This is a genomic window from Serratia sp. CY76391 (assembly GCF_052166695.1).
Taxonomy (GTDB): Bacteria; Pseudomonadota; Gammaproteobacteria; order Enterobacterales; family Enterobacteriaceae; genus Serratia; species Serratia nematodiphila.
The window spans coordinates 214,283-239,209 of the sequence record NZ_JBJNOJ010000009.1 but is presented as its reverse complement, the minus strand read 5'-3'; the positions used below and the strand labels follow the sequence as shown (position 1 = coordinate 239,209).

At 58.6% G+C, this 24,927-nt stretch carries 23 protein-coding genes and 1 pseudogene; 12 read left to right on the top strand and 12 right to left on the bottom strand.

Annotated elements, in window-relative coordinates; translation table 11 throughout:
- Window positions 1-18: 18 nt before the first annotated feature.
- Both ACJ8PN_RS18225 and ACJ8PN_RS18220 read right to left on the bottom strand, forming a co-directional pair.
- The gene (locus ACJ8PN_RS18225; protein WP_442535135.1) at window positions 19-744 is read right to left on the bottom strand and encodes a 4'-phosphopantetheinyl transferase family protein; all 726 of its coding nucleotides are present in this window, start codon (window positions 742-744) and stop codon (window positions 19-21) included.
- 248 nt (window positions 745-992) lie between these two features.
- A pseudogene (locus tag ACJ8PN_RS18220) lies at window positions 993-1,094 on the bottom strand.
- Between the two features lie 193 nt (window positions 1,095-1,287).
- On the opposite strand from ACJ8PN_RS18220, the gene ACJ8PN_RS18215 reads away from it, so the two are divergent.
- On the top strand, window positions 1,288-2,181 hold the full coding sequence (locus tag ACJ8PN_RS18215) for a hypothetical protein (RefSeq protein ID WP_351108115.1): 894 nt from the start codon (window positions 1,288-1,290) through the stop codon (window positions 2,179-2,181).
- A 127-nt stretch (window positions 2,182-2,308) separates the two neighbouring features.
- The gene (locus ACJ8PN_RS18210; RefSeq protein ID WP_442535134.1) at window positions 2,309-3,358 is read left to right on the top strand and encodes a threonine/serine transporter; all 1,050 of its coding nucleotides are present in this window, start codon (window positions 2,309-2,311) and stop codon (window positions 3,356-3,358) included.
- A 10-nt stretch (window positions 3,359-3,368) separates the two neighbouring features.
- Here the strand turns inward: ACJ8PN_RS18210 and ACJ8PN_RS18205 are convergent, their stop codons facing one another.
- The 6 genes from ACJ8PN_RS18205 to rpmH all read right to left on the bottom strand — a co-directional run bounded on the left by ACJ8PN_RS18205 (window position 3,369) and on the right by rpmH (window position 8,158).
- Window positions 3,369-4,169, bottom strand: a complete 801-nt coding sequence (locus ACJ8PN_RS18205) for an MBL fold metallo-hydrolase (protein WP_351108112.1) — start codon at window positions 4,167-4,169, stop codon at window positions 3,369-3,371.
- Between the two features lie 149 nt (window positions 4,170-4,318).
- The gene (gene mnmE, locus ACJ8PN_RS18200) at window positions 4,319-5,683 is read right to left on the bottom strand and encodes a tRNA uridine-5-carboxymethylaminomethyl(34) synthesis GTPase MnmE (protein WP_004933873.1); all 1,365 of its coding nucleotides are present in this window, start codon (window positions 5,681-5,683) and stop codon (window positions 4,319-4,321) included.
- 96 nt (window positions 5,684-5,779) lie between these two features.
- A complete protein-coding gene (gene yidC, locus ACJ8PN_RS18195; protein WP_442535133.1) occupies window positions 5,780-7,417 on the bottom strand; it encodes a membrane protein insertase YidC in 1,638 nt (545 codons plus the stop codon).
- A 2-nt stretch (window positions 7,418-7,419) separates the two neighbouring features.
- Window positions 7,420-7,677, bottom strand: a complete 258-nt coding sequence (yidD, locus tag ACJ8PN_RS18190; protein WP_004933881.1) for a membrane protein insertion efficiency factor YidD — start codon at window positions 7,675-7,677, stop codon at window positions 7,420-7,422.
- Window positions 7,641-8,000, bottom strand: a complete 360-nt coding sequence (rnpA, locus tag ACJ8PN_RS18185) for a ribonuclease P protein component (RefSeq protein WP_004933883.1) — start codon at window positions 7,998-8,000, stop codon at window positions 7,641-7,643. Before rnpA ends, yidD begins: the two co-directional genes overlap by 37 nt.
- Window positions 8,001-8,017: 17 nt before the next feature.
- A complete protein-coding gene (gene rpmH / locus ACJ8PN_RS18180; protein WP_000831330.1) occupies window positions 8,018-8,158 on the bottom strand; it encodes a 50S ribosomal protein L34 in 141 nt (46 codons plus the stop codon).
- Between the two features lie 682 nt (window positions 8,159-8,840).
- On the opposite strand from rpmH, the gene dnaA reads away from it, so the two are divergent.
- The 5 genes from dnaA (at window position 8,841) to yidA (ending at window position 15,844) form a co-directional block, all read left to right on the top strand.
- Window positions 8,841-10,235, top strand: a complete 1,395-nt coding sequence (gene dnaA / locus ACJ8PN_RS18175) for a chromosomal replication initiator protein DnaA (protein WP_004933889.1) — start codon at window positions 8,841-8,843, stop codon at window positions 10,233-10,235.
- A gap of 4 nt (window positions 10,236-10,239) precedes the next feature.
- The gene (gene dnaN, locus ACJ8PN_RS18170) at window positions 10,240-11,340 is read left to right on the top strand and encodes a DNA polymerase III subunit beta (protein WP_004933892.1); all 1,101 of its coding nucleotides are present in this window, start codon (window positions 10,240-10,242) and stop codon (window positions 11,338-11,340) included.
- A 45-nt stretch (window positions 11,341-11,385) separates the two neighbouring features.
- Window positions 11,386-12,471: a DNA replication/repair protein RecF gene (recF, locus tag ACJ8PN_RS18165; RefSeq protein ID WP_004933895.1), complete on the top strand. Its 1,086-nt coding sequence runs from the start codon at window positions 11,386-11,388 to the stop codon at window positions 12,469-12,471.
- Window positions 12,472-12,489: 18 nt separating this feature from the next.
- Entirely contained in the window at window positions 12,490-14,904 is a 2,415-nt protein-coding gene (gene gyrB, locus ACJ8PN_RS18160; RefSeq protein WP_004933898.1) for a DNA topoisomerase (ATP-hydrolyzing) subunit B, read from the top strand.
- 124 nt (window positions 14,905-15,028) lie between these two features.
- Window positions 15,029-15,844 carry a sugar-phosphatase gene (gene yidA / locus ACJ8PN_RS18155; RefSeq protein ID WP_351108109.1) on the top strand — a complete coding sequence of 272 codons (816 nt, stop codon included), beginning with the start codon at window positions 15,029-15,031 and terminating at the stop codon, window positions 15,842-15,844.
- Between the two features lie 25 nt (window positions 15,845-15,869).
- On the opposite strand, the gene ACJ8PN_RS18150 is transcribed toward yidA, so the two are convergent.
- Window positions 15,870-16,811 carry an ornithine cyclodeaminase family protein gene (locus tag ACJ8PN_RS18150; protein ID WP_442535132.1) on the bottom strand — a complete coding sequence of 314 codons (942 nt, stop codon included), beginning with the start codon at window positions 16,809-16,811 and terminating at the stop codon, window positions 15,870-15,872.
- Entirely contained in the window at window positions 16,798-17,766 is a 969-nt protein-coding gene (locus tag ACJ8PN_RS18145) for a threonine/serine dehydratase (protein WP_171453094.1), read from the bottom strand. Before ACJ8PN_RS18145 ends, ACJ8PN_RS18150 begins: the two co-directional genes overlap by 14 nt.
- Window positions 17,767-17,988: 222 nt before the next feature.
- On the opposite strand from ACJ8PN_RS18145, the gene ACJ8PN_RS18140 reads away from it, so the two are divergent.
- Both ACJ8PN_RS18140 and ACJ8PN_RS18135 read left to right on the top strand, forming a co-directional pair.
- On the top strand, window positions 17,989-18,723 hold the full coding sequence (locus tag ACJ8PN_RS18140; RefSeq protein WP_171453095.1) for an acid phosphatase: 735 nt from the start codon (window positions 17,989-17,991) through the stop codon (window positions 18,721-18,723).
- Between the two features lie 90 nt (window positions 18,724-18,813).
- On the top strand, window positions 18,814-20,094 hold the full coding sequence (locus ACJ8PN_RS18135) for a DUF3748 domain-containing protein (RefSeq protein ID WP_351108101.1): 1,281 nt from the start codon (window positions 18,814-18,816) through the stop codon (window positions 20,092-20,094).
- Between the two features lie 30 nt (window positions 20,095-20,124).
- Here ACJ8PN_RS18135 and ACJ8PN_RS18130 read toward each other — a convergent pair whose 3' ends face one another.
- Window positions 20,125-20,472, bottom strand: a complete 348-nt coding sequence (locus tag ACJ8PN_RS18130) for a YceK/YidQ family lipoprotein (RefSeq protein ID WP_351108098.1) — start codon at window positions 20,470-20,472, stop codon at window positions 20,125-20,127.
- A 309-nt stretch (window positions 20,473-20,781) separates the two neighbouring features.
- Between ACJ8PN_RS18130 and ibpA the strand changes: the two genes are divergently transcribed.
- From ibpA to ACJ8PN_RS18115, 3 genes are all read left to right on the top strand, one after another.
- Window positions 20,782-21,195, top strand: coding sequence for a small heat shock chaperone IbpA (ibpA, locus tag ACJ8PN_RS18125; RefSeq protein WP_004933919.1), 414 nt, complete (start codon window positions 20,782-20,784; stop codon window positions 21,193-21,195).
- A gap of 107 nt (window positions 21,196-21,302) precedes the next feature.
- On the top strand, window positions 21,303-21,731 hold the full coding sequence (ibpB, locus tag ACJ8PN_RS18120) for a small heat shock chaperone IbpB (protein WP_004933922.1): 429 nt from the start codon (window positions 21,303-21,305) through the stop codon (window positions 21,729-21,731).
- A gap of 167 nt (window positions 21,732-21,898) precedes the next feature.
- Window positions 21,899-23,557 (top strand): putative transporter, encoded by a 1,659-nt coding sequence (locus tag ACJ8PN_RS18115; RefSeq protein WP_015376152.1) that lies wholly within the window; start codon window positions 21,899-21,901, stop codon window positions 23,555-23,557.
- A 39-nt stretch (window positions 23,558-23,596) separates the two neighbouring features.
- On the opposite strand, the gene ACJ8PN_RS18110 is transcribed toward ACJ8PN_RS18115, so the two are convergent.
- Entirely contained in the window at window positions 23,597-24,850 is a 1,254-nt protein-coding gene (locus ACJ8PN_RS18110) for a valine--pyruvate transaminase (protein ID WP_351108095.1), read from the bottom strand.
- Between the last annotated feature and the right edge of the window lie 77 nt (window positions 24,851-24,927).

Below are 24,927 nucleotides of genomic sequence, written 5' to 3'. Positions count from 1 at the left end.
TATCCGCTTTGCGCCGCGTCAACCTGGCGTCTTCAGGCCCGTCAGTTTAACGAAGCGTGAGGATGCCGCCGGGCTGCGCGGCGAGATTTCCCCGTCTTTATGCAGGCCGCCGCGCTCTTCGTAGCGCCAGCACAGCAGGCGATCCAGCCCGGGGCTGCCGGCGCAGGCCCAGCTCAGATATTCGTCGGTGTCGCTCATCACCTGAACGTCCGGCGTGGCGCTGGAGCGCAGGTGGCCGGAGAAGGGATGCAGACGCAGCGTAGACTGGCCGCTGTTGCCGAGGCCGGAAATTTTCAGCACGCTTTGCCGAATGCTCCACAGCTGAGTCTCCGCCTCCAGCCGATCGTCCTGCGCGCCGATCCAGGCGCTTTCCGCCGGCGTCTGGTGCGCGTTCTGCAGCGCGCTTTGCCGGCTGCCGCGCGCCCGCATCACTTCGATATCCAGTCCGACTTTGCCTTCGTCGCTGAGCAGCACGCCCACGGTGTTGCTGGCGTAGGCGAGGCTAAAATCGGGCAGTTGATGATCGGCGAAGCAGGGGCGCCCGGTCGGCGTGGTGGCGATGGGGGGCAGCGTCGGCAGGCCGTACAGGTAGAACATCATTTCGGCGAGCAGAATGCGCCCTTGCAGGTAACGCGTGCGGCGCTTAACGGAAAAGGTGCGGGTGGCGGCTATCACTTCGTCGGCGAGTCTCTGGGTATCCAGGACGGCGGAGGCCGGGGTCCATCGGGCAAAATGACACGCCATTGTTCGCTCCATGACAGAGGGTCGCTAAGAACGCAGGGGTGTTAGATTAAGACTAAGTTGAGGATTTATCATCAAAAAACACTATGCGTTTTATCCGATTTGTTGGCTTTGCGCTGTATAGGCGGGGGGAGAAGATCGTACGGACCTGAATAGGTGCGTGCACAAAATTAATCAGTTCCGAAACCAACCACATCCGAATCGACGGCGTCCAATGAGCCTATAAAAGTAGCTATCAGACAAGAAAGAGTTGGCGGAGAGAGCAGGATTCGAACCTACGACACGATAACTCGTGTGGATTTAAGAAACGGTTAGTTTCTTAAATCTGGCTTAAACCACTCGCCCACCTCTCCGCATTCGTTTGTTGGAAACATAAAACCACAAAATAAAAATGGTTAAAATAACCTAAACTTGGAAATGTGACTAAAGCCACAAAAGCCCTATTTTATCTGTGTGTTTGTTAATTATCGGAGTCAGATCACTAAATTTACATTAGCTATTGTTATAAAAAGTTGGCGTCATTGGCTACGAATAGGGAAGAAGGGCATGCCAGATCTCGAGTTAATGCCGCTGCAAAGCGCCGAATTTTATAAGACAGCTGAACGTGTTGTTTTTAAAGAATATAAATGCAACTGCAAAAAAGGTTGGAAGGGCGAAGATCGCTTTATCGTCTACAAGGCCGATCAGAATGGAATCATTGAGGTCGTCAACAATGAGGTTTCAAATAATAACCTCGAAGAGCTCATCGCGCTGGCATCGTCTTTTTTGACGGATAAGGTGGTTATTTCCGGCGGGCATACCGTGGTTAATTTGGACGATCGTTTTTCTGTCAGCAGTGAAGTGGAAAAGTCCGCGCGATTCTGCATTGACTACATAGCCGAATCCATCCGACAGCTCAACGTTCAGCCTGACTTCTTGATGGAAATAAATGATTTCTATATGGAAAAAAACGATGGCAGCGAGATAGATGGCGCTAACGAATTCAGGAGGATGGCGACATCGCCGTATATTATTCCAGAAAAAATAAACGACTACATTCTGGCGTCGAATCAACGTCATAACATTGATATCAATGCATTTTATGTCAGTGAGAAAAACATGGCGGATCGCTTTAAACGCCACATTAAAAACCGTATGGATAAAGAGGCGTATTTTCAGCGCCAAGACGGTAATGTGAAGATGACGGTGGGAGAGCACGAGTTCGATATCATCAAGGAAAATAAACCGACCTGTGCGGCGGGCAATGCCGCGACGTTCAGGGCTATTCGGTATCGTATTTCCTCTAATAAAGTCTTCGATAATTACACGTCGCATATTGGCGTTTTTCCGCTGTGTTCACGCGTTAACGTACTTAACGGTTATCGCGCGGCCGCGACTTTTTACGATAACTTTTCCTTGCCTTCCTTACTGGTTTTCTTCGGCAAATCCTGTTTTGAATGACATTTTTTGTGCCAGCTGGCTATGTGTCGCTGCATAGCCATGATGGTCGAGCATTATCATGAAAATTTCACACCTGTATTGGCCAGTCACTTTCTTCTCCACGGCATTCGGCGCCGGGATTTTCTTTTTGCCTCAGGCGGTGGGGCCGGGCGTGCTGGGGATGAAGGCGTTCATGCTGTTTATCGTCATCGCCATGTCGGTATCGATGATGGCGCACTATCTTTTTTTCAAATTCATCATCTCGCACCCGCAGAAAGATTTCCTGGCGGCATCGTCGACGTTTATCGGTGAGCGGGCGGCGGCAATCGTCTGTGTGCTGTTTATTCTGTCGATGATCATTATCGTGCTGATAAATTTCATCACCCTGGTTAACGTGGTCGCGTCTTTTCTCCACGATGGATTTTGGGTTCGGGGCGGTGTTTCGCTGTTGCTGAGTGCGGCGCTGTCGGTCGCATGGCTGGCATTTAGCCAGCGAATCGAGCACTTGATCTCCAGAATGGCACTGGTTTCTATCGCGCTGGTGGCGATCCTTACGCTGTTTTTCCTGTTACAACCTGCAGGGGCTCAGCGGGCGCCTGCGCCGCCGAGCATTTCATTGCAAACGTTGGTGCTGCTGCCTATTTTTCTTTTTACGTTTAACTTTACCCCGTGTATCCAGCGGTTTGCGCAAAGTGCCGTGCGGCCGCAGGCGCGCAGTATTCTGTTCGGCAAGATACTGATCCTGGCGTTTATCGCCATGATCGTTATCGCTATCAGTCGCTTGCTGACGTTGGATGATATCTCGATCATTAACGGCCGCAATGTGGATTCGCTGTTTTATACCGCAGGTTTGACCGGTAACTCGATGGCGTGGTTAGGCGCAGCCCTGCTGCTGTGCTTGCTCACCGGCGGCGCTTATATCGGCACCTTGACCGGGGTCATCGACGGTATTACGTCCTTCGGCATGGCGGGAAAAAAGGGCATCATCGCGGGGAACATTGTTGTCTGTACGCTCATCGGCACGATTAATCCGAGCATCATCAAGATCATCTCAAGCTGGTCGATACCCGTTATCGTGATGACCGTCTTTTTCATCCCATCACTGTATTTTTTACAGCGGGGCGACGGCCGGCAAAAGATGGTGGGAATAGCGGTGCTGTGCTGCGGCATCGCGGTGATAGCGACGCTATTCGTGTAAAGCGGTACGTCTAATCCAGAATCAGCGTATCGCCGGTGGCCGGCGCGATCCCTTCCGGCAGCCATAGCCGGCCCCACGCGCCGGTACAGTGGCAACCCATGATCTTTTCCGGCTGATGCTGCTGTAAAAAACGGCGGACGCGCCAGAGGGTACGCGGAGAAGCGCAACGCAGATGAAAACCGCCAATCAAGGCGTGGATCCGATCGATACCGGTGATTTTCTGGCAGTGGCGCACAATATTCACGATCCCGCGATGCCCGCAGCCGGTCACGATCACCAGACCGCGATCCGATTTGTAAATCAGCACCCCTTCGTCGATAACGTAATCCACCGCCGCGTTTTCCCCGGTAATCACCCCGTAGGCGCGCGGTGCGGGCACGGCGATTTCACCTGACCACATAAAGCGATCGCCGATCGCCAGCGGCTCGCGGCTGTAGTTCATGTTATGGCGCGAGTAGTCGATGTCCAAAGAGAGCTTTTTGATTTTGTGGGTGTGGCCCAGCACCTTCAGCGCCGCATAGCGCTCATCGCCGACCTGCGGGTGGCAGATGATGCGGCTGTTGTCCGGCAGCCAGGCGACGCCGCCGCAGTGGTCATAGTGGCCGTGGGAGAGCACCGTCGCGGTGATGCGGGAGAGATCGACGCCCATCAGCGCCGCATTGCGCAGGAAGCTGTCGTCGGGGCCGGTGTCGAACAGTATGGAGGTCGTCTCGTCTTCAATCAGCAGGCTTAACCCGGCCTTGGCCTGCAATAGCGGGTTGGCGCCGGCGGCGCGGCGGTTTTCCAGCAATACCTTGAGGGTTAACGCCATGTTGACTCGTTCCTGAGAAAGACACCTGACCGTCCAGTATATCGCGGGCAGTTGCGGCGGCGCTGTGAGCCAGCGCGCAGAGCGAGAGCGGGAAAGAAAAACGGCCGGAACAAGGGCTTATCCCGGCCGTGAAGGCCTCTGGCAGCGCGTTATTTACCGATACAGAAGCTGGAGAAAATGCGGCCTAGCAGGTCGTCAGAGGTGAATTCGCCGGTGATTTCGCTCAGGGCCAGCTGCGCCTGACGCAGTTCCTCGGCCAGCAGCTCGCCCGCGTAAGCGCTCACTAACTGTTCTTTGCCCTGCACCAGATGCTGCGCCGCCAGTTCCAGCGCCTGCAGGTGGCGACGGCGCGCCAGGAAGCCGCCTTCCATGTTGCTGGTGAAGCCCATGCTCTGTTTCAGATGATCGCGCAGCACATCGACGCCTTCGCCGGTGCGGGCCGACAGGCGAATAAGTGAGTGGTTATTCACTTCCGTCAGGCCCAGCGTTTCACCGGTGATGTCGGCCTTGTTGCGCACCACGGTGATCGGCAGCGTGCCCGGCAGGCGCGCCATAAACTCCGGCCAGATCTCCGCCGGCTCGGTGGCGGCGGTGGTGGTGCCGTCCACCATAAACAGCACCCTGTCAGCTTGTTCGATCTCGTTCCAGGCACGTTCGATGCCAATACGCTCCACTTCGTCGCTGGCGTCGCGCAGGCCGGCGGTGTCGATGATGTGCAGCGGCATGCCGTCGATATGGATATGTTCGCGCAAGACGTCGCGGGTGGTGCCGGCGATATCGGTGACGATCGCCGCCTCGCGCCCGGCCAACGCATTGAGCAGGCTGGATTTACCGGCGTTGGGGCGCCCGGCGATGACCACCTTCATCCCTTCGCGCAGCAGGCTGCCCTGGCGCGCTTCACCGCGCACGTTGTCCAGATCCGCCATGACGTCGTTGAGCTGCGCCTCGATTTTACCGTCGGACAGGAAGTCGATTTCCTCGTCCGGGAAGTCGATCGCCGCTTCCACGTAGATTCGCAGGTGAGTGAGCGCTTCCACGAGCTGGTGGATGCGGGTGGAAAATGCGCCCTGCAGCGAGTTCATCGCCGAACGTGCCGCCTGCTCGGAGCTGGCGTCGATCAGATCGGCGATCGCTTCGGCCTGCGCCAGATCGAGTTTGTCGTTGAGAAACGCGCGCTCGGAAAACTCGCCGGGCCGCGCAATGCGCACGTCGGGCAGCGCCAGCACGCGCTTGAGCAGCAGATCGAGGATCACCGGCCCGCCGTGGCCCTGCAGCTCCAGCACGTCTTCGCCGGTGAAGGAGTTTGGCCCCGGAAACCACAGCGCGATGCCCTGATCGAGGGTGGCGCCCGTGGCGTCGCGGAACGGCAGATAGTCAGCGTAGCGCGGCTTCGGCAGCTTGCCGAGCAACGCCTGGGCGACGTCTTTGGCCTTGCTTCCGGAAATGCGCAGAATGCCGACGCCGCCGCGTCCCGGCGGGGTGGCTTGGGCTACGATGGTATCGGTGGTGCTCATAACGGTTCTCTCTGACGATTAAGATGCAAAAAGGCGGTCTAATGACCGCCTTTGGTGTGACTGCAAGGGTCGGCGCGCCGAACCCCTACACTACGCTTAGCTTTTTTTCTTGTCGCGGCTGTGCAGACCGCGTTTTTCCAGACCACGGTAAATCAGCTGCTGCTGCAAGATGGTCACCAGGTTGCTGACGATGTAGTACAGCACCAGACCGGACGGGAACCACAGGAAGAACACTGTGAAGATCACCGGCATGAAGGTCATGATTTTCTGCTGCATCGGGTCAGTCACGGTGGTCGGCGACATCTTCTGAATGAAGAACATCGTCACGCCCATCAGGATTGGCAGGATGTAGTACGGGTCTTGCGCCGACAGGTCATGGATCCACAGGGCGAACGGCGCGTGGCGCAGTTCGACCGAACCCATCAGCATGTAGTACAGCGCCAGGAAGATCGGCATCTGAATGATCAGCGGCAGGCAGCCACCGAGCGGGTTCACTTTCTCCGCCTTGTACAGCGCCATCATCTCTTGGCTCATGCGCTGTTTGTCATCGCCGATACGCTCGCGCATCGCCTGCAGCTTCGGCTGCAGCATGCGCATTTTCGCCATCGAGGTGTACTGCGCCTTGGTCAGCGGGTACATGATGCCGCGCACGATGAAGGTGATGATGATGATGGAGAAGCCCCAGTTACCGATAAAGCCGTGGATGAACTTCAGCAGTTTGAACAGCGGCTGGGAGATGAACCACAGCCAACCGTAATCCACGGTCAGATCCAGGTGTGGCGCTAGCTGAGCCATCTGATCCTGCAACTCCGGGCCGACCCACAGGGTCGCGTTCAGCTGTTGCTGAGCGCCCGGTTGCACCACGACCGGCGTAGATTTGAAGCCGATGGTGGACAGGTTGTCACCCGGTTTGGCGGTGTAGAAGGTGTTGTCACCCTTGGTCGCCGGCACCCACGCGGTGGCGAAGTACTGCTGCAGCATCGCAACCCAACCGTCTTTGGTGGTGACGCTCAGGTTTTCGTCTTTGTCGAACGCGTATTTCTGGTACTTGTCCTCGCTGGATGAGTACGCCGCGCCGCGGAAGGTGTGCAGCGCGAAGTTGCTGCTGCCGGTGTCACGGTGCTTAGGCAATTCGGTGGTCTGCTTCAGCTGGCCGAACAGGGTCAGCTCCAGCGGCGTCGCGCCTTTGTTGTCGATGCTGTAATCCACGCCGACCGCATAGTGGTTGCGTTTGAGCACGAAGGTCTTGGTGTAGATCGCGCCGTCTTTACCGGTGTAGGTCAACGGGATGCGCAGCTCGTCCTGGCCTTCCGGCAGGGTGTAGCTGTCTTGCGCCGCTTGGTACAGCGGGCGTTCGCCGTTGGCCGGGTTGTCCGGGCCGTTTTTACCGGTCAGGCCGCTTTGCGCCTGATAGACGAACGACGGGGTGGTTTCCAGCAGTTGGAACGGAGTCGATGAACCCAGAGTATCCGGGTAGGCCAACAGTTTAGCCTGCTCGATATCGCCACCACGGGTGTTGATGGTCAGTGACAGCACGTCGGTGTTCACGGTAATCAGCTTACCCTGACCACTGGCTGGCACGGCCTGGCTGGCGGCATCACCGGCTACTGCGTTCGAAGTCTGTTGCGTGGTCTGTGCGGCCGGCTGCGGAGCGTTGTCCGTTTGCCATGCCTGCCAGATCATGAAAGACACGAACAGCAGAGCGATGAGAAAAAGATTGCGTTGCGAATCCATCGTTAGTGTTCTCTGTTATCGTCGGTTTTTGGCGGCACCGGATCATCGCCACCTGGGTTCAAAGGGTGGCATTTTAATACGCGTTTCAATGCTAACCAACTGCCTTTTATCATGCCAAACCTGCTTAATGCCTCAATTGCGTAATGAGAGCATGTCGGCTGGAAGCGACAACGAGGCCCTAGCAGCGGGCTGATGACGAGCTGATAGGCCCGCACCAGCCCGATCAGGATGCGGGAGCCTGGCGACAGTGGCGACGCCATAATTTATCCAAAGCTTCCGTCAGCGCGCGGTTATCCAAATCCGCTATCCCCTTTTTGGCCACCACGACAAAATCCATCGCCGGTAATTCGTGCTGGCGCAGGCGGAAGCTTTCGCGGGTTAGGCGTTTGATCCGATTACGCTCGTGCGCGCGTTTGACGTGTTTTTTGGCGACGGTAAGACCGATGCGGGGATGCCCCAGCTGGTTCAGGCGGCCGAGGATGGTGATTTGCGGCGTGCCAGCCCGTTGTGGCTGCTGGAAGACGAAAGTGAAATGAGTGGGAGTTAACAAACGTAACTCCCTGGGAAAAGCGAGCTTAACCACTCAGCGGGTTAGCTTTATTACTTAGAAACAGTCAGACGAGCACGGCCTTTCGCACGACGGCGGGCCAGAACTTGACGACCATTTTTGGTGGCCATACGAGCACGGAAACCGTGGCTACGGTTGCGCTTCAATACGGACGGTTGGAAAGTGCGTTTCATAGCGATTTCTACCTAAACTTAAAATAATTACTGATCAGTAAACGCGTTTGGCTACTCGGCGTGAAGATGACCGACGCCTCAATCGCAATACATAAAGAAGCGGGATTGTAATAATTGTACAGTCCTGAGTCAATTCGCATCGCGCCAGCCTACCTGGTTGTCTGCCAATAACGGAACAAAATCCGGTCTTGGCCCGTGGTCACCGCAGAATCCTGTCTGGCTAATGACGCACCATAAGGAACCAGGTATCACACGTAGGGCGAAGATTATACGGACTCGGGGTGAAATCGCAAGGATCCCCGTGAGATCCTTTGCGCGCGATCGCAGGATCCGGCGTGGATAACAAGGTATAACCGGTTGACAATGTAAAAAACGCGGCGCAGCGGCCGGGATCTGCGCGGTCATTCGGCGCCGGCGGTGAAAAGATCGCCGCCGGCCGCGGCCTGTGGATAAAATGGATCTAATCTGTGAGGAAGGGGAGGATCTCTTGCGCGGATTGCGCTATGATCCGTCATTCCGATCGCGATCCCTCATGCCGGGATCGTGAGGGACACAAACCGTGAAAGGCGGTTCGCATCCCCCACAGGCAAACAGCCGATGCCGGGTATGTGTCAAAAATCATGAGTTATAAAAAAGTTGCCCGTTTCTTTTCTTTATTGATCTTGTTCGAGTGGAGTCCGCCGTGTCACTTTCGCTTTGGCAGCAGTGTCTTGCCCGATTGCAGGATGAGTTACCTGCCACAGAATTTAGTATGTGGATTCGCCCATTGCAGGCGGAACTGAGTGACAACACCCTGGCGCTGTACGCGCCTAACCGTTTTGTGCTGGATTGGGTTCGCGATAAGTACTTAAACAACATCAATGGTCTGCTGAATGATTTCTGCGGCACGGATGCGCCTTTGCTGCGTTTTGAAGTCGGTAGCAAGCCGATCACGCAGGTGATCAGCCAGACCGTGACCGCCAGCGTCAGCAGCGCCCCTGCGGCTCCGGCGGCGCGCACGGCCGCGCCTTCGCGCCCGAGCTGGGACAACGCGGCGGCGCAACCCGAGCTCTCTTACCGTTCCAACGTCAACCCTAAACACACCTTCGACAACTTCGTCGAGGGTAAGTCCAACCAGCTGGCGCGCGCGGCGGCTCGCCAGGTGGCGGACAATCCGGGCGGCGCCTACAACCCTTTGTTCCTGTATGGCGGCACCGGCCTGGGTAAAACTCACCTGCTGCACGCGGTCGGCAACGGCATCATGGCGCGCAAGGCCAACGCCAAAGTGGTCTACATGCACTCGGAACGCTTTGTGCAGGACATGGTCAAAGCGTTGCAGAACAATGCCATCGAAGAGTTTAAGCGCTACTACCGTTCGGTCGACGCGCTGCTGATCGATGACATCCAATTCTTTGCCAACAAGGAGCGTTCGCAGGAAGAGTTCTTCCATACCTTTAACGCCCTGTTGGAAGGCAATCAGCAGATCATCCTGACTTCGGATCGCTACCCTAAAGAGATCAACGGGGTGGAAGATCGTCTGAAGTCCCGCTTCGGCTGGGGGCTGACGGTGGCGATCGAGCCGCCGGAGCTGGAAACCCGCGTGGCGATCCTGATGAAAAAGGCCGACGAAAACGACATTCGCCTGCCGGGCGAAGTGGCGTTCTTCATCGCCAAGCGCCTGCGTTCTAACGTGCGTGAGCTCGAAGGGGCGCTGAACCGCGTGATCGCCAACGCCAACTTTACCGGCCGGGCCATCACCATCGATTTCGTGCGCGAAGCGCTGCGCGATCTGCTGGCGCTGCAGGAAAAGCTGGTCACCATCGACAATATCCAAAAGACGGTGGCGGAGTATTACAAGATTAAAGTCGCGGATTTGCTGTCCAAGCGGCGTTCGCGATCCGTTGCCCGCCCGCGCCAGATGGCGATGGCGCTGGCGAAGGAACTCACCAACCACAGCCTGCCGGAAATCGGCGATGCGTTTGGTGGCCGCGACCATACCACGGTGTTGCACGCCTGCCGGAAGATCGAGCAGTTGCGTGAGGAAAGTCACGACATCAAAGAAGATTTCTCCAATTTAATCAGAACATTATCTTCATAGCGCTATGAAATTTATCGTTGAACGTGAGCATCTGCTAAAACCGCTGCAACAGGTGAGCAGCCCGCTGGGCGGCCGCCCGACCTTGCCGATCCTGGGCAACCTGCTGCTGCAGGTGACGGAAGGCTCCCTGCTGCTGACCGGCACCGATCTGGAGATGGAGATGGTGGCGCGCGTCGCCCTGTCCCAGCCGCACGAGCCGGGCGCGACGACTGTGCCCGCGCGCAAATTCTTTGATATCTGCCGTGGCCTGCCGGAAGGGGCGGAGATTGCCGTCACGCTGGAGAGCGAGCGCATGCTGGTGCGGTCCGGCCGCAGCCGCTTCTCGCTGTCCACGCTGCCCGCGGCGGACTTCCCGAACCTGGACGACTGGCAGAGCGAGGTGGAGTTCACCTTGCCGCAGGCGACGCTGAAGCGCCTGATCGAAGCCACCCAGTTCTCGATGGCCCATCAGGACGTGCGTTACTACCTGAACGGCATGCTGTTTGAAACCGAGGGCGAAGAGCTGCGCACCGTCGCGACCGACGGCCACCGCCTGGCGGTGTGCTCGATGCCGATCGGCCAGCAGCTGCCGTCGCATTCGGTGATCGTGCCGCGTAAAGGGGTGATGGAACTGGTGCGTCTGCTGGACGGCGGTGATTCGCTGCTGCAGCTGCAGATCGGCAGCAACAACATCCGCGCCCACGTTGGCGATTTCATCTTCACGTCCAAGCTGGTTGACGGCCGTTTCCCGGACTATCGCCGCGTCTTGCCGAAGAATCCGGACAAAACGCTGGAAGCCGGCTGCGATCTGCTCAAGCAGGCGTTTGCCCGCGCGGCCATTCTCTCGAACGAGAAATTCCGCGGCGTGCGGCTGTACGTCAGCCAGAACCAGCTGAAGATCACCGCCAACAACCCGGAGCAGGAAGAGGCGGAAGAGATCCTCGACGTCAGCTACGACGGCGCGGAGATGGAGATCGGTTTCAACGTCAGCTACGTGCTGGACGTGTTGAACGCGCTCAAGTGTGAAGACGTGCGCCTGCTGTTGACCGACTCGGTCTCCAGCGTGCAGATCGAAGACGGCGCCAGCCAGGCGGCGGCCTACGTTGTTATGCCAATGCGGTTGTAGTCTCGTTACCTTGAATTACAGCACCGTCATCGGTAAAGAGATTGCATGGCTCTGACGCGTTTATTGATTAAAGACTTCCGCAATATCGAGGCGGCGGATTTGGCGCTGGCGCCGGGATTCAACTTCCTGGTCGGCGCCAACGGCAGCGGCAAGACCAGCGTGCTGGAGGCGGTGTATACGCTCGGCCATGGCCGCGCCTTTCGCAGCCTGCAGGCCGGTCGGGTCATTCGCCACGACCAACCGGAGTTCGTGCTGCACGGCCGCATCGAAGGCGCGGAGCGCGAGCTGTCGGTAGGATTGAGCAAGAGCCGTCAGGGTGACAGCAAAGTACGCATCGATGGCAGCGACGGCCACAAGGTGGCCGAGCTGGCGCAGCTGCTGCCCATGCAGCTGATCACCCCCGAAGGTTTTACCCTGCTGAACGGCGGGCCGAAATTCCGGCGCGCCTTCCTGGACTGGGGCTGTTTTCATAACGAACCCGGTTTTTTCACCGCCTGGAGCAACCTGAAACGGTTACTGAAGCAGCGCAATGCCGCGTTGCGCCAGGTGAGTCGCTATGCGCAGATCCGCGCCTGGGATCAGGAACTGATCCCGCTCGCGGAGCGCATCAGCGAATGGCGGGCGGAATACAGCGACGCGATCGCCGCGGATATCACCGCGACCTGCGCGCAGTTTCTGCCTGAATTTGCCCTGAGCTTCTCCTTCCAACGCGGCTGGGACAAAGAGAGCGACTACGGCGAGCTGCTGGAGCGCCAGTTTGAGCGCGACAGGGCGTTGACCTATACCGCGGTGGGGCCGCATAAAGCGGACTTTCGCATTCGTGCCGACGGCACGCCGGTAGAGGATTTGTTATCGCGCGGTCAGCTTAAGCTGCTGATGTGCGCGTTGCGCTTGGCGCAGGGTGAGTTTCTCACCCGGCAGAGCGGGCGGCGTTGCCTGTATCTGATTGATGATTTTGCCTCCGAGCTGGACACCGGCCGTCGCCGGTTGCTGGCCGATCGCCTGAAAGCCACCCAGGCCCAGGTTTTTGTCAGCGCGGTCAGCGCTGAACAAGTGACCGACATGGCCGGTGAAAAGGGCAAGATGTTCCGCGTGGAACAGGGTAAAATAGAGGTTCAACCACAGGACTAAAATGAGCGAGAAACGTTGATGTCGAATTCTTATGACTCCTCAAGTATCAAGGTATTAAAAGGGCTGGATGCGGTGCGCAAGCGCCCGGGCATGTATATCGGCGATACCGATGACGGCACCGGTCTGCACCACATGGTATTCGAGGTTGTGGACAACGCTATCGACGAAGCGCTCGCGGGCCACTGTAGTGACATTCAGGTCACCATCCATGCCGACAACTCGGTATCGGTACAGGATGACGGCCGCGGCATTCCGACCGGCATTCACCCGGAAGAAGGGGTTTCAGCCGCAGAGGTCATCATGACCGTGCTGCACGCCGGCGGTAAATTCGACGACAACTCCTATAAAGTTTCCGGCGGCCTGCACGGTGTGGGCGTCTCGGTGGTTAACGCCCTGTCGGAGAAACTGGAGCTGGTGATCCGCCGCGAAGGCAAAGTGCACGAACAAACTTACAGCCACGGCGAGCCGCAGGCGCCGCTGAACGTGGTGGGCGAAACCGAGCAGACCGGCACCATGGTGCGTTTCTGGCCGAGCCACCAGACCTTCACCAACGTGACCGAATTCGAGTACGACATTCTGGCCAAGCGCCTGCGCGAGCTGTCCTTCCTCAACTCCGGCGTGTCTATCCGCCTGAAGGACAAGCGCACCGACCGTGAAGACCACTTCCATTACGAAGGCGGCATCAAGGCGTTTGTCGAGTACCTGAACAAGAACAAAACCCCGATCCACCCGAACGTGTTCTACTTCTCCACCGTGAAAGACGACATCGGCGTAGAAGTGGCGCTGCAGTGGAACGACGGTTTCCAGGAAAACATCTACTGCTTCACCAACAACATTCCGCAGCGCGACGGCGGCACGCACCTAGTCGGTTTCCGTACCGCGATGACCCGTACGCTGAACAGCTACATGGAGAAGGAAGGCTACAGCAAGAAGGCCAAAGTCAGCGCCACCGGCGATGACGCGCGTGAAGGCCTGATCGCCGTGGTGTCGGTGAAGGTGCCGGATCCGAAGTTCTCTTCTCAGACCAAGGACAAGCTGGTCTCTTCCGAGGTGAAAACCGCGGTTGAAACGCTGATGAATGAGAAGCTGGTGGATTACCTGATGGAGAATCCGGGCGACGCGAAAATCGTGGTCGGCAAAATCATCGACGCGGCGCGCGCGCGCGAAGCGGCGCGTAAAGCGCGTGAGATGACCCGCCGCAAAGGCGCGCTGGATCTGGCCGGCCTGCCGGGCAAGCTGGCGGACTGCCAGGAACGCGATCCGGCGCTGTCCGAACTGTACCTGGTGGAAGGGGACTCCGCGGGCGGCTCTGCCAAGCAGGGGCGCAACCGCAAGAATCAGGCTATCTTGCCGCTGAAGGGGAAAATCCTCAACGTCGAGAAAGCGCGTTTCGACAAAATGCTCTCTTCGCAGGAAGTGGCGACGCTGATCACCGCGCTGGGTTGCGGCATCGGCCGCGACGAGTACAGCCCGGACAAACTGCGTTATCACAGCATCATCATCATGACCGATGCCGACGTCGACGGTTCGCACATCCGTACGCTGCTGTTGACCTTCTTCTACCGCCAAATGCCGGAAATCATCGAGCGTGGCCACGTGTTCATCGCACAGCCGCCGCTGTACAAGGTGAAGAAAGGCAAGCAGGAGCAGTACATCAAAGATGACGAGGCGATGGATCAGTACCAGATCGCCATCGCGATGGACGGCGCTACGCTGCACACCAACGCCAGCGCACCGGCGCTCGGCGGCGAACAGTTGGAAAAACTGGTGGCCGAGCACTACGGCGTGCAGAAGCTGATTGGCCGCATGGAGCGCCGCTACCCGCGCGCGCTGCTGAACAGCCTGATCTATCAGCCGACGCTGAACGAAGGCGATCTCAGCGATGAAGCCAAGGTGAAGACCTGGATCGCGTCGCTGGTGCAGGCGCTGAACGACAAAGAGCAGCACGGCAGCAGCTATGACTTCGTGATCTTCGAGAACCGCGAACGCCAGATGTTCGAGCCGGCGCTGCGCATCCGTACCCACGGCGTGGATACCGACTACAAGCTGGACTTCGACTTCATCCACGGCGGTGAATACCGCAAGATCTGCCAGCTGGGCGAGCAGCTGCGCGGGCTGATCGAAGAGGGCGCGTTCATCGAGCGCGGCGAACGCCGTCAGCCGGTAGACAGCTTCGAGCAGGCGCTGGAGTGGCTGGTGAAAGAGTCGCGCCGCGGCCTGTCGGTGCAGCGTTATAAAGGTCTGGGCGAGATGAACCCGGAGCAGCTGTGGGAAACCACCATGGATCCGGAAAGCCGCCGCATGCTGCGCGTCACCGTCAAGGACGCCATCGCAGCCGATCAGCTGTTCACCACGCTGATGGGCGATGCGGTTGAGCCGCGCCGCGCCTTTATCGAAGAAAACGCCCTGAAAGCGGCGAACATCGATATCTGATGCGTTAATGGCCGTGAAAATCCGCGCCGGGCGACCCGCGCGGATTTTTTTACGCCTTTTTTGGCGCTGACAGCCGAGGCTGAAACGCGTTAGCATGAATAAAAACCACTGGGAGAAGCGTTGAATGGCTATTGAACTGATTGCGATCGACATGGACGGCACGTTGCTGGATCCGCAGCATCAAATCACGCCGGCGGTAAAGCAGGCTATCGCGGCGGCGCGGCGCAAAGGGGTGCACGTGGTGCTGGCTACCGGGCGGCCTTATGTCGGCGTGCAGGACTATCTGCGCCAGTTGGACATTCAGGGCCCCGGCGATTTCTGTATCACCTATAACGGTGCGCTGGTGTTGCGTGCGGTCGACGGCGCCTGCATCCTGCAGGAAACCCTGGGCTTCGAGGATTATCTGCACTTCGAGCAGATGGCGCGCGAGTTGGGCGTTCACTTCCAGGCGTTTGATTTCAATACCTTGTACACCCCGAATAAGGACATCGGCAAGTACACCATACACGAGGCGGAAATGACCGGCATTCCGCTGAAATACCGCAGCGTGGAAGAGATGGATCGCCAGATGCGTTTTCCAAAAGTGATGATGATCGACGAACCGGCGCTGCTGGACAGCGCCATCGCGCGCATCCCGGAGGAAACGCGCGCGCGTTACACTATCTTGAAAAGTGCGCCTTACTACCTCGAGATCTTACATAAAAACGTCGATAAGGGCGCCGGGGTGAAAATGCTGGCCGAGCACCTCGGCGTGGCGCGGGAAAACATCATGACGCTGGGGGATCAGGCTAACGATACGGCGATGATCGAATATGCCGGCGTCGGCGTGGCGATGGGCAACGCCATTCCCGAGCTGAAAGCGGTGGCGCAGTTTGTCACCAGCGCCAATACCGAAGACGGCGTGGCGCGCGCTATCGAGAAGTTCGTGCTCAACGCCTGAGAAAACGGGGCGCTGCGGCGCCTCTTTATACTTTCGCCAACACCCCTTTGGCGATCTGCAGATCCTGAATCGCCAAGCCGGTGAGATCGGCGATGGTGATGTGCTGCGGCTCGCGTCGTACCCGCCCGCCCTGCGCCAATGCGGCGCCCATTTCGACGATCGGCGTTGAAGTCAGCTTGTTCTGCCGATAAGCCGTTGCGATCTCGCCATAGTCTGTGCACTGAGCCAGCGCATCGACCAACAGCGCGTCCGCGCGGGCCACCAGCTCGGTTGCCAGCTCCTGCTTGCCGGGCGTGTCGGCGCCCACCGCGGTAATGTGCGTGCCGGGCCGAATATCCGCCGCCTGCAAAATCGGTTCGCGGCTGGGCGTGGTGGTGACGATCAGCTGACAGTGTGTCGCCAGCTCCGCCGCATCCTGCGTGACCCGCACCCGAAACCCCTCGGCCTCGGCATCGCGCCGATACGCCGCCAGCGCCTGTTCGTTGCGGCCCCACACCCATACCTCGCGGCAATCGGTCACCGGTTTCAGACATTGCAGCTGCAGCCGCGCCTGCAGGCCGGTGCCGACCATGCCGATTGCCTGAATATGCGGCGGCGCGCACAGCTCGGCGACGATGCGGCCGGCCAGGGCGGTGCGCAGCGCGGTCAGCCAACCTTCATCTTGCAGCAGCACCTGCGGCTCGCCGGTGTGGGCGGAGAACGCCATCATCAGCCCCTGATTGCTCGGCAGGCCGTGTTCGGCATTGCGATAGAAACCGGTAGAGATCTTGACCACGAACAGTTCGTCGTCTTCCAACCAGGCGGATTTGATACAGCAGTCGCCGGCGGCTTGCTCGAACAGGAAATGCTGCGCCGGCGGCTGTTGTACCCGCCGTTGCGAGTAGGCGATAAAACCCTGCTTCAGCAGCGGTGTTATGATCTCGGCGTCGAACGCGGCGAGAATTTGCTGCCGATTAAGGATGCGCATCGGCGATGGCCTTGAGGTATTTCTCCAGCACGATGTTTTTACCGCACAGCACCACCGCCACCTTTTTAGCTCGGTATTCCGGCGCCAATTTGATCGCCGCCGCCAGCGCTACGCCTGCTGCGCCTTCGATAATCCAGCGATCGCTGGCGGCGATCCGGCGCATCGCGCGTTTGATCTCCGCCTCGCTGACCAGCACTTTACGGTCAATCAGCTGCTGGCACAGCGGGAAGGTCACGGCGCCCGGCTCGACGCCGCCGGCGGTGCCGTCGGACAGGGTTTCTTGTTCTTCTACCGGGAAGATATGGCCGGCTTCCAACGCGCTGTACAGGCTGGTGGCGTTTTCCGGCCAGCAGGCGATAAGCTGCGTGTTTGGCGACAGTTGCCGCAGAACGGTGCCGATGCCGGCGATATAGCCACCGCCGCCGACCGCCACGAACACCGCGTCAAGATCGGCGAGTTGTTCAACCAGCTCCATGCCGCAGGTGCCCTGGCCGGCAATGACCTGCTCGTCGTTATACGGCGAGATGTAGGTTTTCCCCTGTTCGCGTGCGGCTTGTTCCCCAGCCAGTTCGGCGTTCAGCGCGTCGCCCGGCACCAATTCCACGGTGCCGCCCAGCGCCCGGATGGTGTCGAGCTTGATGCTCGCCGCCGTCTCCGGCGCATAAACCGTGACGCCAACGCCCATCCGTTGCCCCGCCAGGGCGACAGCCTGGCCGTGGTTGCCGGTTGAGGCGGCGATCACGCCGCGCCGGCGTTGCTCGTTATCCAACAGCCGCAGCTTGTTGCTGGCGCCGCGAAATTTAAAGGAACCGGTGTGCTGCAGGTGATCGCATTTCAAATACAGCTCGCAACCCAATTGCTGAGAAAGCAGCACGCTGCGCTCCAGCGGCGTGACCCGCACTTGAGGGCGCAGTTGCTGATGAGCGGAAACAATGGCATCGAAGAGGGTGTTCATACCGGCTCCAGAAGATTTTTTTGGACTTAAAAATCCAGTTTGTACTTTTTTGTATTGATTGTAAACCCTACCCACAACCATCGGTCAAAACCGGTCATGGCATTGTGTGATCGCGCTTACGGCTAAAAATAATCGTTAAATTATAGTTTAACGGCACGATTTTTTATTTATTTGCGTTAAGGAAGTCGCAGTCACTCATTTATTTTTAATTAGGGAACGATAATGAAAAAAATATTGCTCGCTTCATTAACCTATGTCGCGCTGACGCCGTTTTGTTTCGCCGCCAAGGATGTGACCACCCAGCCAGAGGTTTATTTTCTGCAAGAATCGCAGTCGATAGACAGCCTGGCGTTATTACCGCCGCCGCCCGCGATGGACAGCATCGATTTTATGAATGACAAGGCACAATATGATGCAGGAAAATTATTGCGTAATACTGAACGAGGCAAACAGGCTTATAACGACGCTCAGGTTACCGGAGATGGCGTCGCCGCCGCTTTTTCCGGCGCATTCGGTACGGAAATTACGCAGGATAAAACGCCGGAGCTGTTCAAGCTGGTGATGAAAATGCGTGAAGATGCAGGCGATCTGGCTACCCGCAGCGCCAAGAATCACTATATGCGCATTCGGCCATTCGCTTTCTACCAGGAACCTACCTGTCGCCCGGATGATGAAGGCACGTTATCGAAGAACGGCTCCTATCCTTCAGGGCATACCACCATCGGCTGGGCGACCGCTTTGGTGCTGGCGGAGATCAATCCCGCCAATCAGGGGGCGATACTGCAGCGTGGTTATGAGATGGGCCAAAGCCGAGTGATCTGCGGCTATCACTGGCAGAGCGACGTGACCGCCGCGCGCTTGGTCGCTTCGGCCATCGTTGCTCGGCTGCATGCGGAGCCCACTTTCGCTGTGCAGTTGCAACGGGCCAAAACGGAGTTCAACGCCCTGAAAAAGTAACCTTGCCTGCAAACGGCGGCGGTGATATGAAACGCTGCCGCCGATCCGGTAAGATGACGGCTCAGTGCCAGCATGTGCAGGAGAGCCGCCATGAGCCATCGGGAAAAACAACTGACTTTCGACCCTCGTGGGCATCAGTTAACCAATATCAACGTCTGGACGCCGGACAGCCAATGGCTGGCTTATGATGTGCGCCCGCGCGGCGCCTCTTTCACCGGCCTCAGCATCGAGCGTGTCAACGTCGCCAGCGGCGCGGTGGAAGTGGTTTATCGCGCCCAGCACGGCGCCCACGTCGGCGTGGTCACGGTCAGCCCCGATGCGCCGGCGCGCTATGCTTTTATTCACGGACCTGAGCACCCGGACAGCGCCTGGCAGTATGATTTTCACCACCGCCGCGGGGTGATCGTCAGCGAACCGGATCGCGAGTTGGCCATCACCCTCGACGCGCTGGATATCACCGCGCCCTATACCCCCGGCGCGCTGCGCGGCGGCAGCCACGTGCACGTTTTCAGTCCGGACGGCAGCCGCCTCAGCTTTACCTATAACGATCACGTGATGCATGAACGCGATCCGGCGCGCGATCTGCGCAACGTCGGCGTGGCCGTGCCGCTACACGGGGTTAACCCGCCAAAACAGCACCCGCGCGAGTACGACGGCAGCCACTATTGCGTGTTGGTCAGCGAGACGGTGCTGCAGCCGCAGCCGGGCAGCGATCAGATCAATCGCGCTTACGAAGAAGGCTGGATCGGCCGCGAAGGCTACCGTAAGGCCGACGGCAGCCGGCAGCGCTGGGCGCTGGCATTTATCGGCGATACGTTGTCCGTCGCCGGAGAGAAGCTATCTGAGGTGTTTATCGTCGATCTGCCGGAGAACGACGTCGATTACGCCCGGGCGGGCGCTCTGCCGCTGCAGGGGACGGAAAGCGAGCTGCCGGCGCCGCCGCTTGGCGTCAGGCAGCGGCGGGTAACCTTTACCGGGGATCGCCGTTTTCCTGGCGTGGCTGGTGCGCCGCGCCACTGGTTGCGCAGTTCGCCGGACGGCAGCCAGATAGCTTTTCTGATGAAGGACGACGGCGGCGTGGTGCAGCTGTGGACGGTGTCGCCTAACGGTGGCGAGCCGCGCCAGGTGAGCCGCAGCGAGCATGACATCCAGTCGGCGTTCAGCTGGCACCCGCAGGGCGGGACGATAGCCCTGGTGTGTGACAACAGCGTGATGCTGTGCGAGGTGGCCAGCGGTCGCCTGCAGCGTTTGACGCAGCGCAGCGTGCAGCCGCCGTCGGGGGATGCCGTGGTGTTCTCGCCGGATGGCAAGAAAGTGGCGTTTATGCGCGAGATAGCGGGGTTCAACCAGATCTTCGTGGTTGAGGCGTAAGACGGGCCTGATGACCCGCTGCGTGCGCGATTAGTGCGTGGCGGTGCTGTCGTCGCCCTCGCCGGGGTTGCCGGTCGCCGCCAAATTCTGCTGCTCGCTGCGCAGGATACGCGCTTTTGGCGAGTCTGCGGTGGCGTCGTTGCCGGAGCGCAGATAGTCGTAAGGCAGCAGCACGGTATCCATCACCGCGGAGAACGGCAGATCCAGCGCCACCAGCGGCATCATCGCCCAGCTGGTGTTGTCGTCCTTCAGCATGTCCACGCTGGCGCGGGTGCCGGGATAGTAACCCTGATTCGGGCCGGTATGGCTCATCACGCTGGAGCAACCGCTGGTCGCCAACAACATGCAGCCCGTCGCTATCGCTTTCATCGTCGTCATTAATCCATCCTGCAGGGTTGCTGTTCCCCTAAATTAAGCTGATTTATAACATCCTGTTGCTGCTTTAAAAGAAGCAAAATCCCGCTCTGTGGCGGCTCTCTCACTTTAGTGTAAGTGGTAAAAAAAACTTTTACCTTATTGGTGCAAATTTTTTTGATCCTCGCCTGTTGAATTGATGAAAGCAACCCCCATTTTATCATCAGAGCCGAATTGAGAATTCGCCGTAAGGGAATTCTGGCTTAATTAGCCTGTCCAGAGTGGAAGGCGTATTTATTTCAACCTCGCTGAAGTGCCTTAGGAGGCTGTTTTATGCGTAATTTTGATCTTTCCCCGCTATACCGTTCCGCCATTGGTTTCGATCGCCTGTTCAACGCGCTGGAGGCTGGCCAGAGTCAGGGCAACGGCGGTTATCCCCCTTATAATGTCGAGCTGGTGGATGAAAATCATTATCGCATCGCCATCGCGGTAGCCGGGTTTGCCGAGCAGGAGCTGGAGATCACCACGCAGGACAATCTGCTGATCGTGCGCGGGGCGCACAACAATGAACCGGCAGAAAAAACCTATTTATACCAGGGCATCGCCGAGCGTAATTTCGAGCGTAAATTCCAGCTGGCCGAACATATTCAAATTAAAGGCGCCAAACTGGAGAATGGCCTGTTGTATATCGACATGCAACGCATCGTGCCGGAAACATTAAAACCGCGCCGCATCGAAATTAAATAAATTTCCGTTTCGCCGGCAGGTACGCTGCCGGTAAATATGAAGTCATGATTAGCCTGCCGTCAGGGGGCTGAATAAACACATCTCGCTTAATGAAAGGAGTTGTTCCTATGCGTAATTACGATTTATCCCCGCTTCTGCGTCAGTGGATTGGTTTTGATAAATTGGCCAGTTCAATGGGCGGCCAGGAACCCCAGGGGTTCCCGCCGTATAACATCGAGAAAAGTGACGACAATCACTACCGCATTTCTCTGGCGCTGGCCGGTTTCCGGCAGAGCGAACTGAATATTGAAGTGGAAGGGCCGCGGCTGACCGTCAGCGGTAAACCTACGCCGCCGGAAAAACAGGTCGAGTACCTGCATCAGGGGCTGGTGTGCAAAGAGTTCCAGTTGACCTTCACCCTGGCGGAACACCTGCAGGTGTCCGAGGCCAAATTTGAAAATGGCCTGTTGCACATCGATCTGGTGCGTCAGGTGCCGGAAGCCTTGCAGCCTCAGCGCATCGCCATCGGCGCGACGCCGGAGCTGGAAGCGAAATAACCGGCTGAAAAACGGTCATCATCATGCGGGGGAGATCCAAACGGATCTCCCCCGTTGCGTTATGTGGCGCACGCCACAGTCCCCCCGTCTGCCCGATGCCATAATCCTTGTTAATTGTGTGTCTTTGGCCGCAAATCCCATGTTCAACTTTGGCAAGGATGTGACCTATGAGCGATATTGCCCTGACTGTCAGCATGTTGGCGTTGGCGGCCGTCATTGGGCTGTGGATGGGGAACTGGAAGTTGTATGGCGTCGGGTTGGGCATTGGCGGCGTGCTGTTCGGCGGTATCCTGGTCGGCCACTTTGCCCAGAGCGGGCAAATCAGCCTGAACGGGGACATGCTGCACTTTATCCAGGAGTTTGGCCTGATCCTGTTCGTCTACACCATCGGCATCCAGGTCGGCCCCGGTTTCTTCTCTTCGCTGCGTGTCTCCGGTCTGCGGCTCAACGCCTTCGCGGTGCTGCTGGTGCTGACCGGCGGCATCGTGGCGGCGGCGGTACACAAGCTGTTCGACGTGCCGCTGCCGATCATCCTCGGCGTGTTCTCCGGCGCGGTCACCAACACCCCGGCGCTGGGCGCCGGTCAACAAATCCTGACCGATCTCGGTTCCGATCCGGCACTGGTGGACGGCATGGGGATGGGTTACGCCATGGCCTATCCGTTCGGCATATGCGGCATCCTGCTGGTGATGTGGCTGATCCGGCTGATTTTCCGCATCAACATCGAGCGTGAGGCTCAGGCGTTTGAAAGCAGCCTGGGCAATCAGCGCGAGTTGCTGCACGCCATCAACGTGGCGGTGCGCAACCCCAATCTGCAGGGCATGGCGATCAAAAGCGTGCCGCTGCTCAACGGTGAAGCGATCGTCTGTTCGCGCCTCAAGCGCGGGGAGCTGTTGATGGTGCCGGCGCCGCACGAGCGGCTGGAGCTTGGCGACTACCTGCACCTGGTGGGCAAACGCGAAGATCTTGAGAACGCCCGGTTGGTGATCGGCGAAGAGGTGGATGCCTCGCTGTCGACGCGCGGCACTGCGCTGCAGGTGGTGAGGGCGGTGGTGACCAACGAGCAGGTGCTGGGCAAGAAAATTCGCGATCTGAATCTGAAGCAAAAGTATGACGTGGTGATTTCACGCCTCAACCGCGCCGGCGTCGAGCTGGTGGCCGGCAGCAACGTGACGCTGCAGTTTGGCGACATTCTCAACCTGGTCGGCCGGCCGGAGGCCATCGACGCGGTGACGGCGATTGTCGGCAACGCCCAACAAAAACTGCAGCAGGTGCAGATGCTGCCGGTCTTTATCGGTATCGGCCTCGGGGTATTGCTCGGTTCCATTCCGCTGTTCGTGCCCGGCTTCCCGGCGGCGTTGCGGCTGGGGCTGGCCGGCGGGCCGCTGGTGGCGGCGCTGATCCTGGGGCGCATCGGCAGCATCGGCAAGCTGTACTGGTTTATGCCGCCGAGCGCCAACCTGGCGCTGCGCGAACTGGGCATCGTGCTGTTTCTGGCGGTGGTCGGTTTGAAATCGGGCGGCAATTTTATCGATACGTTGCTGCACGGCGAGGGGCTGACGTGGGTCGGGTACGGCGCCTTGATCACCGCGATTCCGCTGCTGAGCGTCGGTATTCTGGCGCGCACGGTGGGCAAGATGAACTACCTGACGCTGTCCGGCATGCTGGCGGGATCGATGACCGATCCGCCGGCGCTGGCGTTCGCCAACGGTCTGCATCCCACCAGCGGCGCCGCGGCGCTGTCTTACGCCACCGTTTATCCGCTGGCGATGTTCCTGCGCATCATGTCGCCGCAGCTGCTGGCGGTGCTGTTCTGGACGTTGTAATCCATCAGGGCGCCGTGGTGGCGCCCCAATGGATTGAGTTTAGTTCGCTTCCTGATGCGCGCGTTCGATCTCTTCTGCCAGGATCGCCACGCCGCGCTCGATTTTCTCCGGGTCGGGCACGTAGTTCATGCGCATGCACTGGTGGGTGTGCGGCCAGTCGTGCTCCAGCCCCGGGAAGAAGTAGTGGCCCGGCACCATCAGCACGCCACGCTTTTTCAGGCGCTGATACAGCACCTCGGTAGTGATCGGCAGATCCTTGAACCACAGCCAGAGGAAGATAGCCCCTTCCGGTTTGTGGATCAGGCAGCGCTCCGGCGACAGGTAGCGGCGGATAATCTCGATGGTGTGTTCGACGCGCTGTTTGTAAAACGGGCGAATCACCTCGTTCGACAGGCGCAGCAGATCGCCGCGCGCGATCATTTGCGTTGCCATCGCCGGCCCCATGCTGCCCGGCGACAGGCTGATGATGCCGTTCATGTTGGTCAGCGCGGTGATCACCTTCTCGTCGGCGATCACGATGCCGCAGCGCGAGCCCGGCAGGCCGAGTTTGGACAGGCTCATGCACAGGATGGTGTTCGGGTTCCACAGCGGCGTGGCGTCGCTGAAGATAATGCCGGGGAACGGCACGCCGTAGGCGTTGTCGATCACCAGCGGAATATCGCGCTGTTGCGCCAGCAGGTCGAGCTTCATCAGCTCTTCGTCGGTGATCACGTTGCCGGTCGGGTTGGTCGGCCGTGAAACGCAGATCATGCCGATGTCGTCGCCGATGGTGAGGTGTTCGAAATCAACGTGATATTTGAACTGGCCGTCCGGCAGCAGCTCGATGTTCGGTTTGGCGGAGACGAACAGCCCTTCGTCCAGCCCGGCATCGGCATAGCCGATATATTCCGGCGCCAATGGGAACAGCACGCGGCGGCGCGAACCGTCGGCGTAGCGGCCGGCGAACAGGTTGAACAAGTAGAAAAACGCGCTTTGGCTGCCGTTCGTCAGTGCAATATTCTGTGGCGAAATCTCCCAGCCGAGCTCGTCGCGCAGCAGATTGGCCAGCGCTTTCAGCAGCGCGTCCTTGCCTTGCGGGCCGTCGTAGTTGCACAACGCTTCGGTCAGTTTGCCCTGGTCGAGCATCTCCTGGCACAGCTGTTTGAAGTAGGCTTCCATCTCTGGGATCTGCGCCGGGTTGCCGCCGCCGAGCATGATGGCACCGGGGGTGCGCAGGCCTTCGTTCAGGTCGTCCATCAAACGGGTAATGCCCGCATAACGGGTAAATTTTTCGCCGAAAAGTGAGAAAGTCATAGGTGCAGCAGTACTGTTTTTTAGCAGGTAATCTCCCACCATACCGCCAGACAAATTCCTCTGCAATGCGGCCGACA

Bases quoted from the DNA above. Each gene is read 5' to 3' on its own strand.
- ACJ8PN_RS18225 (WP_442535135.1), bottom strand. From the start codon at position 744: ATGGCGTGTCATTTTGCCCGATGGACCCCGGCCTCCGCCGTCCTGGAT.
- ACJ8PN_RS18215 (WP_351108115.1), top strand. From the start codon at position 1,288: ATGCCAGATCTCGAGTTAATGCCGCTGCAAAGCGCCGAATTTTATAAG.
- ACJ8PN_RS18205 (WP_351108112.1), bottom strand. From the start codon at position 4,169: ATGGCGTTAACCCTCAAGGTATTGCTGGAAAACCGCCGCGCCGCCGGC.
- mnmE (WP_004933873.1), bottom strand. From the start codon at position 5,683: ATGAGCACCACCGATACCATCGTAGCCCAAGCCACCCCGCCGGGACGC.
- yidC (WP_442535133.1), bottom strand. From the start codon at position 7,417: ATGGATTCGCAACGCAATCTTTTTCTCATCGCTCTGCTGTTCGTGTCT.
- yidD (WP_004933881.1), bottom strand. From the start codon at position 7,677: ATGGCGTCGCCACTGTCGCCAGGCTCCCGCATCCTGATCGGGCTGGTG.
- rpmH (WP_000831330.1), bottom strand. From the start codon at position 8,158: ATGAAACGCACTTTCCAACCGTCCGTATTGAAGCGCAACCGTAGCCAC.
- dnaN (WP_004933892.1), top strand. From the start codon at position 10,240: ATGAAATTTATCGTTGAACGTGAGCATCTGCTAAAACCGCTGCAACAG.
- recF (WP_004933895.1), top strand. From the start codon at position 11,386: ATGGCTCTGACGCGTTTATTGATTAAAGACTTCCGCAATATCGAGGCG.
- gyrB (WP_004933898.1), top strand. From the start codon at position 12,490: ATGTCGAATTCTTATGACTCCTCAAGTATCAAGGTATTAAAAGGGCTG.
- yidA (WP_351108109.1), top strand. From the start codon at position 15,029: ATGGCTATTGAACTGATTGCGATCGACATGGACGGCACGTTGCTGGAT.
- ACJ8PN_RS18150 (WP_442535132.1), bottom strand. From the start codon at position 16,811: ATGCGCATCCTTAATCGGCAGCAAATTCTCGCCGCGTTCGACGCCGAG.
- ACJ8PN_RS18145 (WP_171453094.1), bottom strand. From the start codon at position 17,766: ATGAACACCCTCTTCGATGCCATTGTTTCCGCTCATCAGCAACTGCGC.
- ACJ8PN_RS18140 (WP_171453095.1), top strand. From the start codon at position 17,989: ATGAAAAAAATATTGCTCGCTTCATTAACCTATGTCGCGCTGACGCCG.
- ACJ8PN_RS18135 (WP_351108101.1), top strand. From the start codon at position 18,814: ATGAGCCATCGGGAAAAACAACTGACTTTCGACCCTCGTGGGCATCAG.
- ACJ8PN_RS18130 (WP_351108098.1), bottom strand. From the start codon at position 20,472: ATGACGACGATGAAAGCGATAGCGACGGGCTGCATGTTGTTGGCGACC.
- ibpA (WP_004933919.1), top strand. From the start codon at position 20,782: ATGCGTAATTTTGATCTTTCCCCGCTATACCGTTCCGCCATTGGTTTC.
- ibpB (WP_004933922.1), top strand. From the start codon at position 21,303: ATGCGTAATTACGATTTATCCCCGCTTCTGCGTCAGTGGATTGGTTTT.
- ACJ8PN_RS18115 (WP_015376152.1), top strand. From the start codon at position 21,899: ATGAGCGATATTGCCCTGACTGTCAGCATGTTGGCGTTGGCGGCCGTC.
- ACJ8PN_RS18110 (WP_351108095.1), bottom strand. From the start codon at position 24,850: ATGACTTTCTCACTTTTCGGCGAAAAATTTACCCGTTATGCGGGCATT.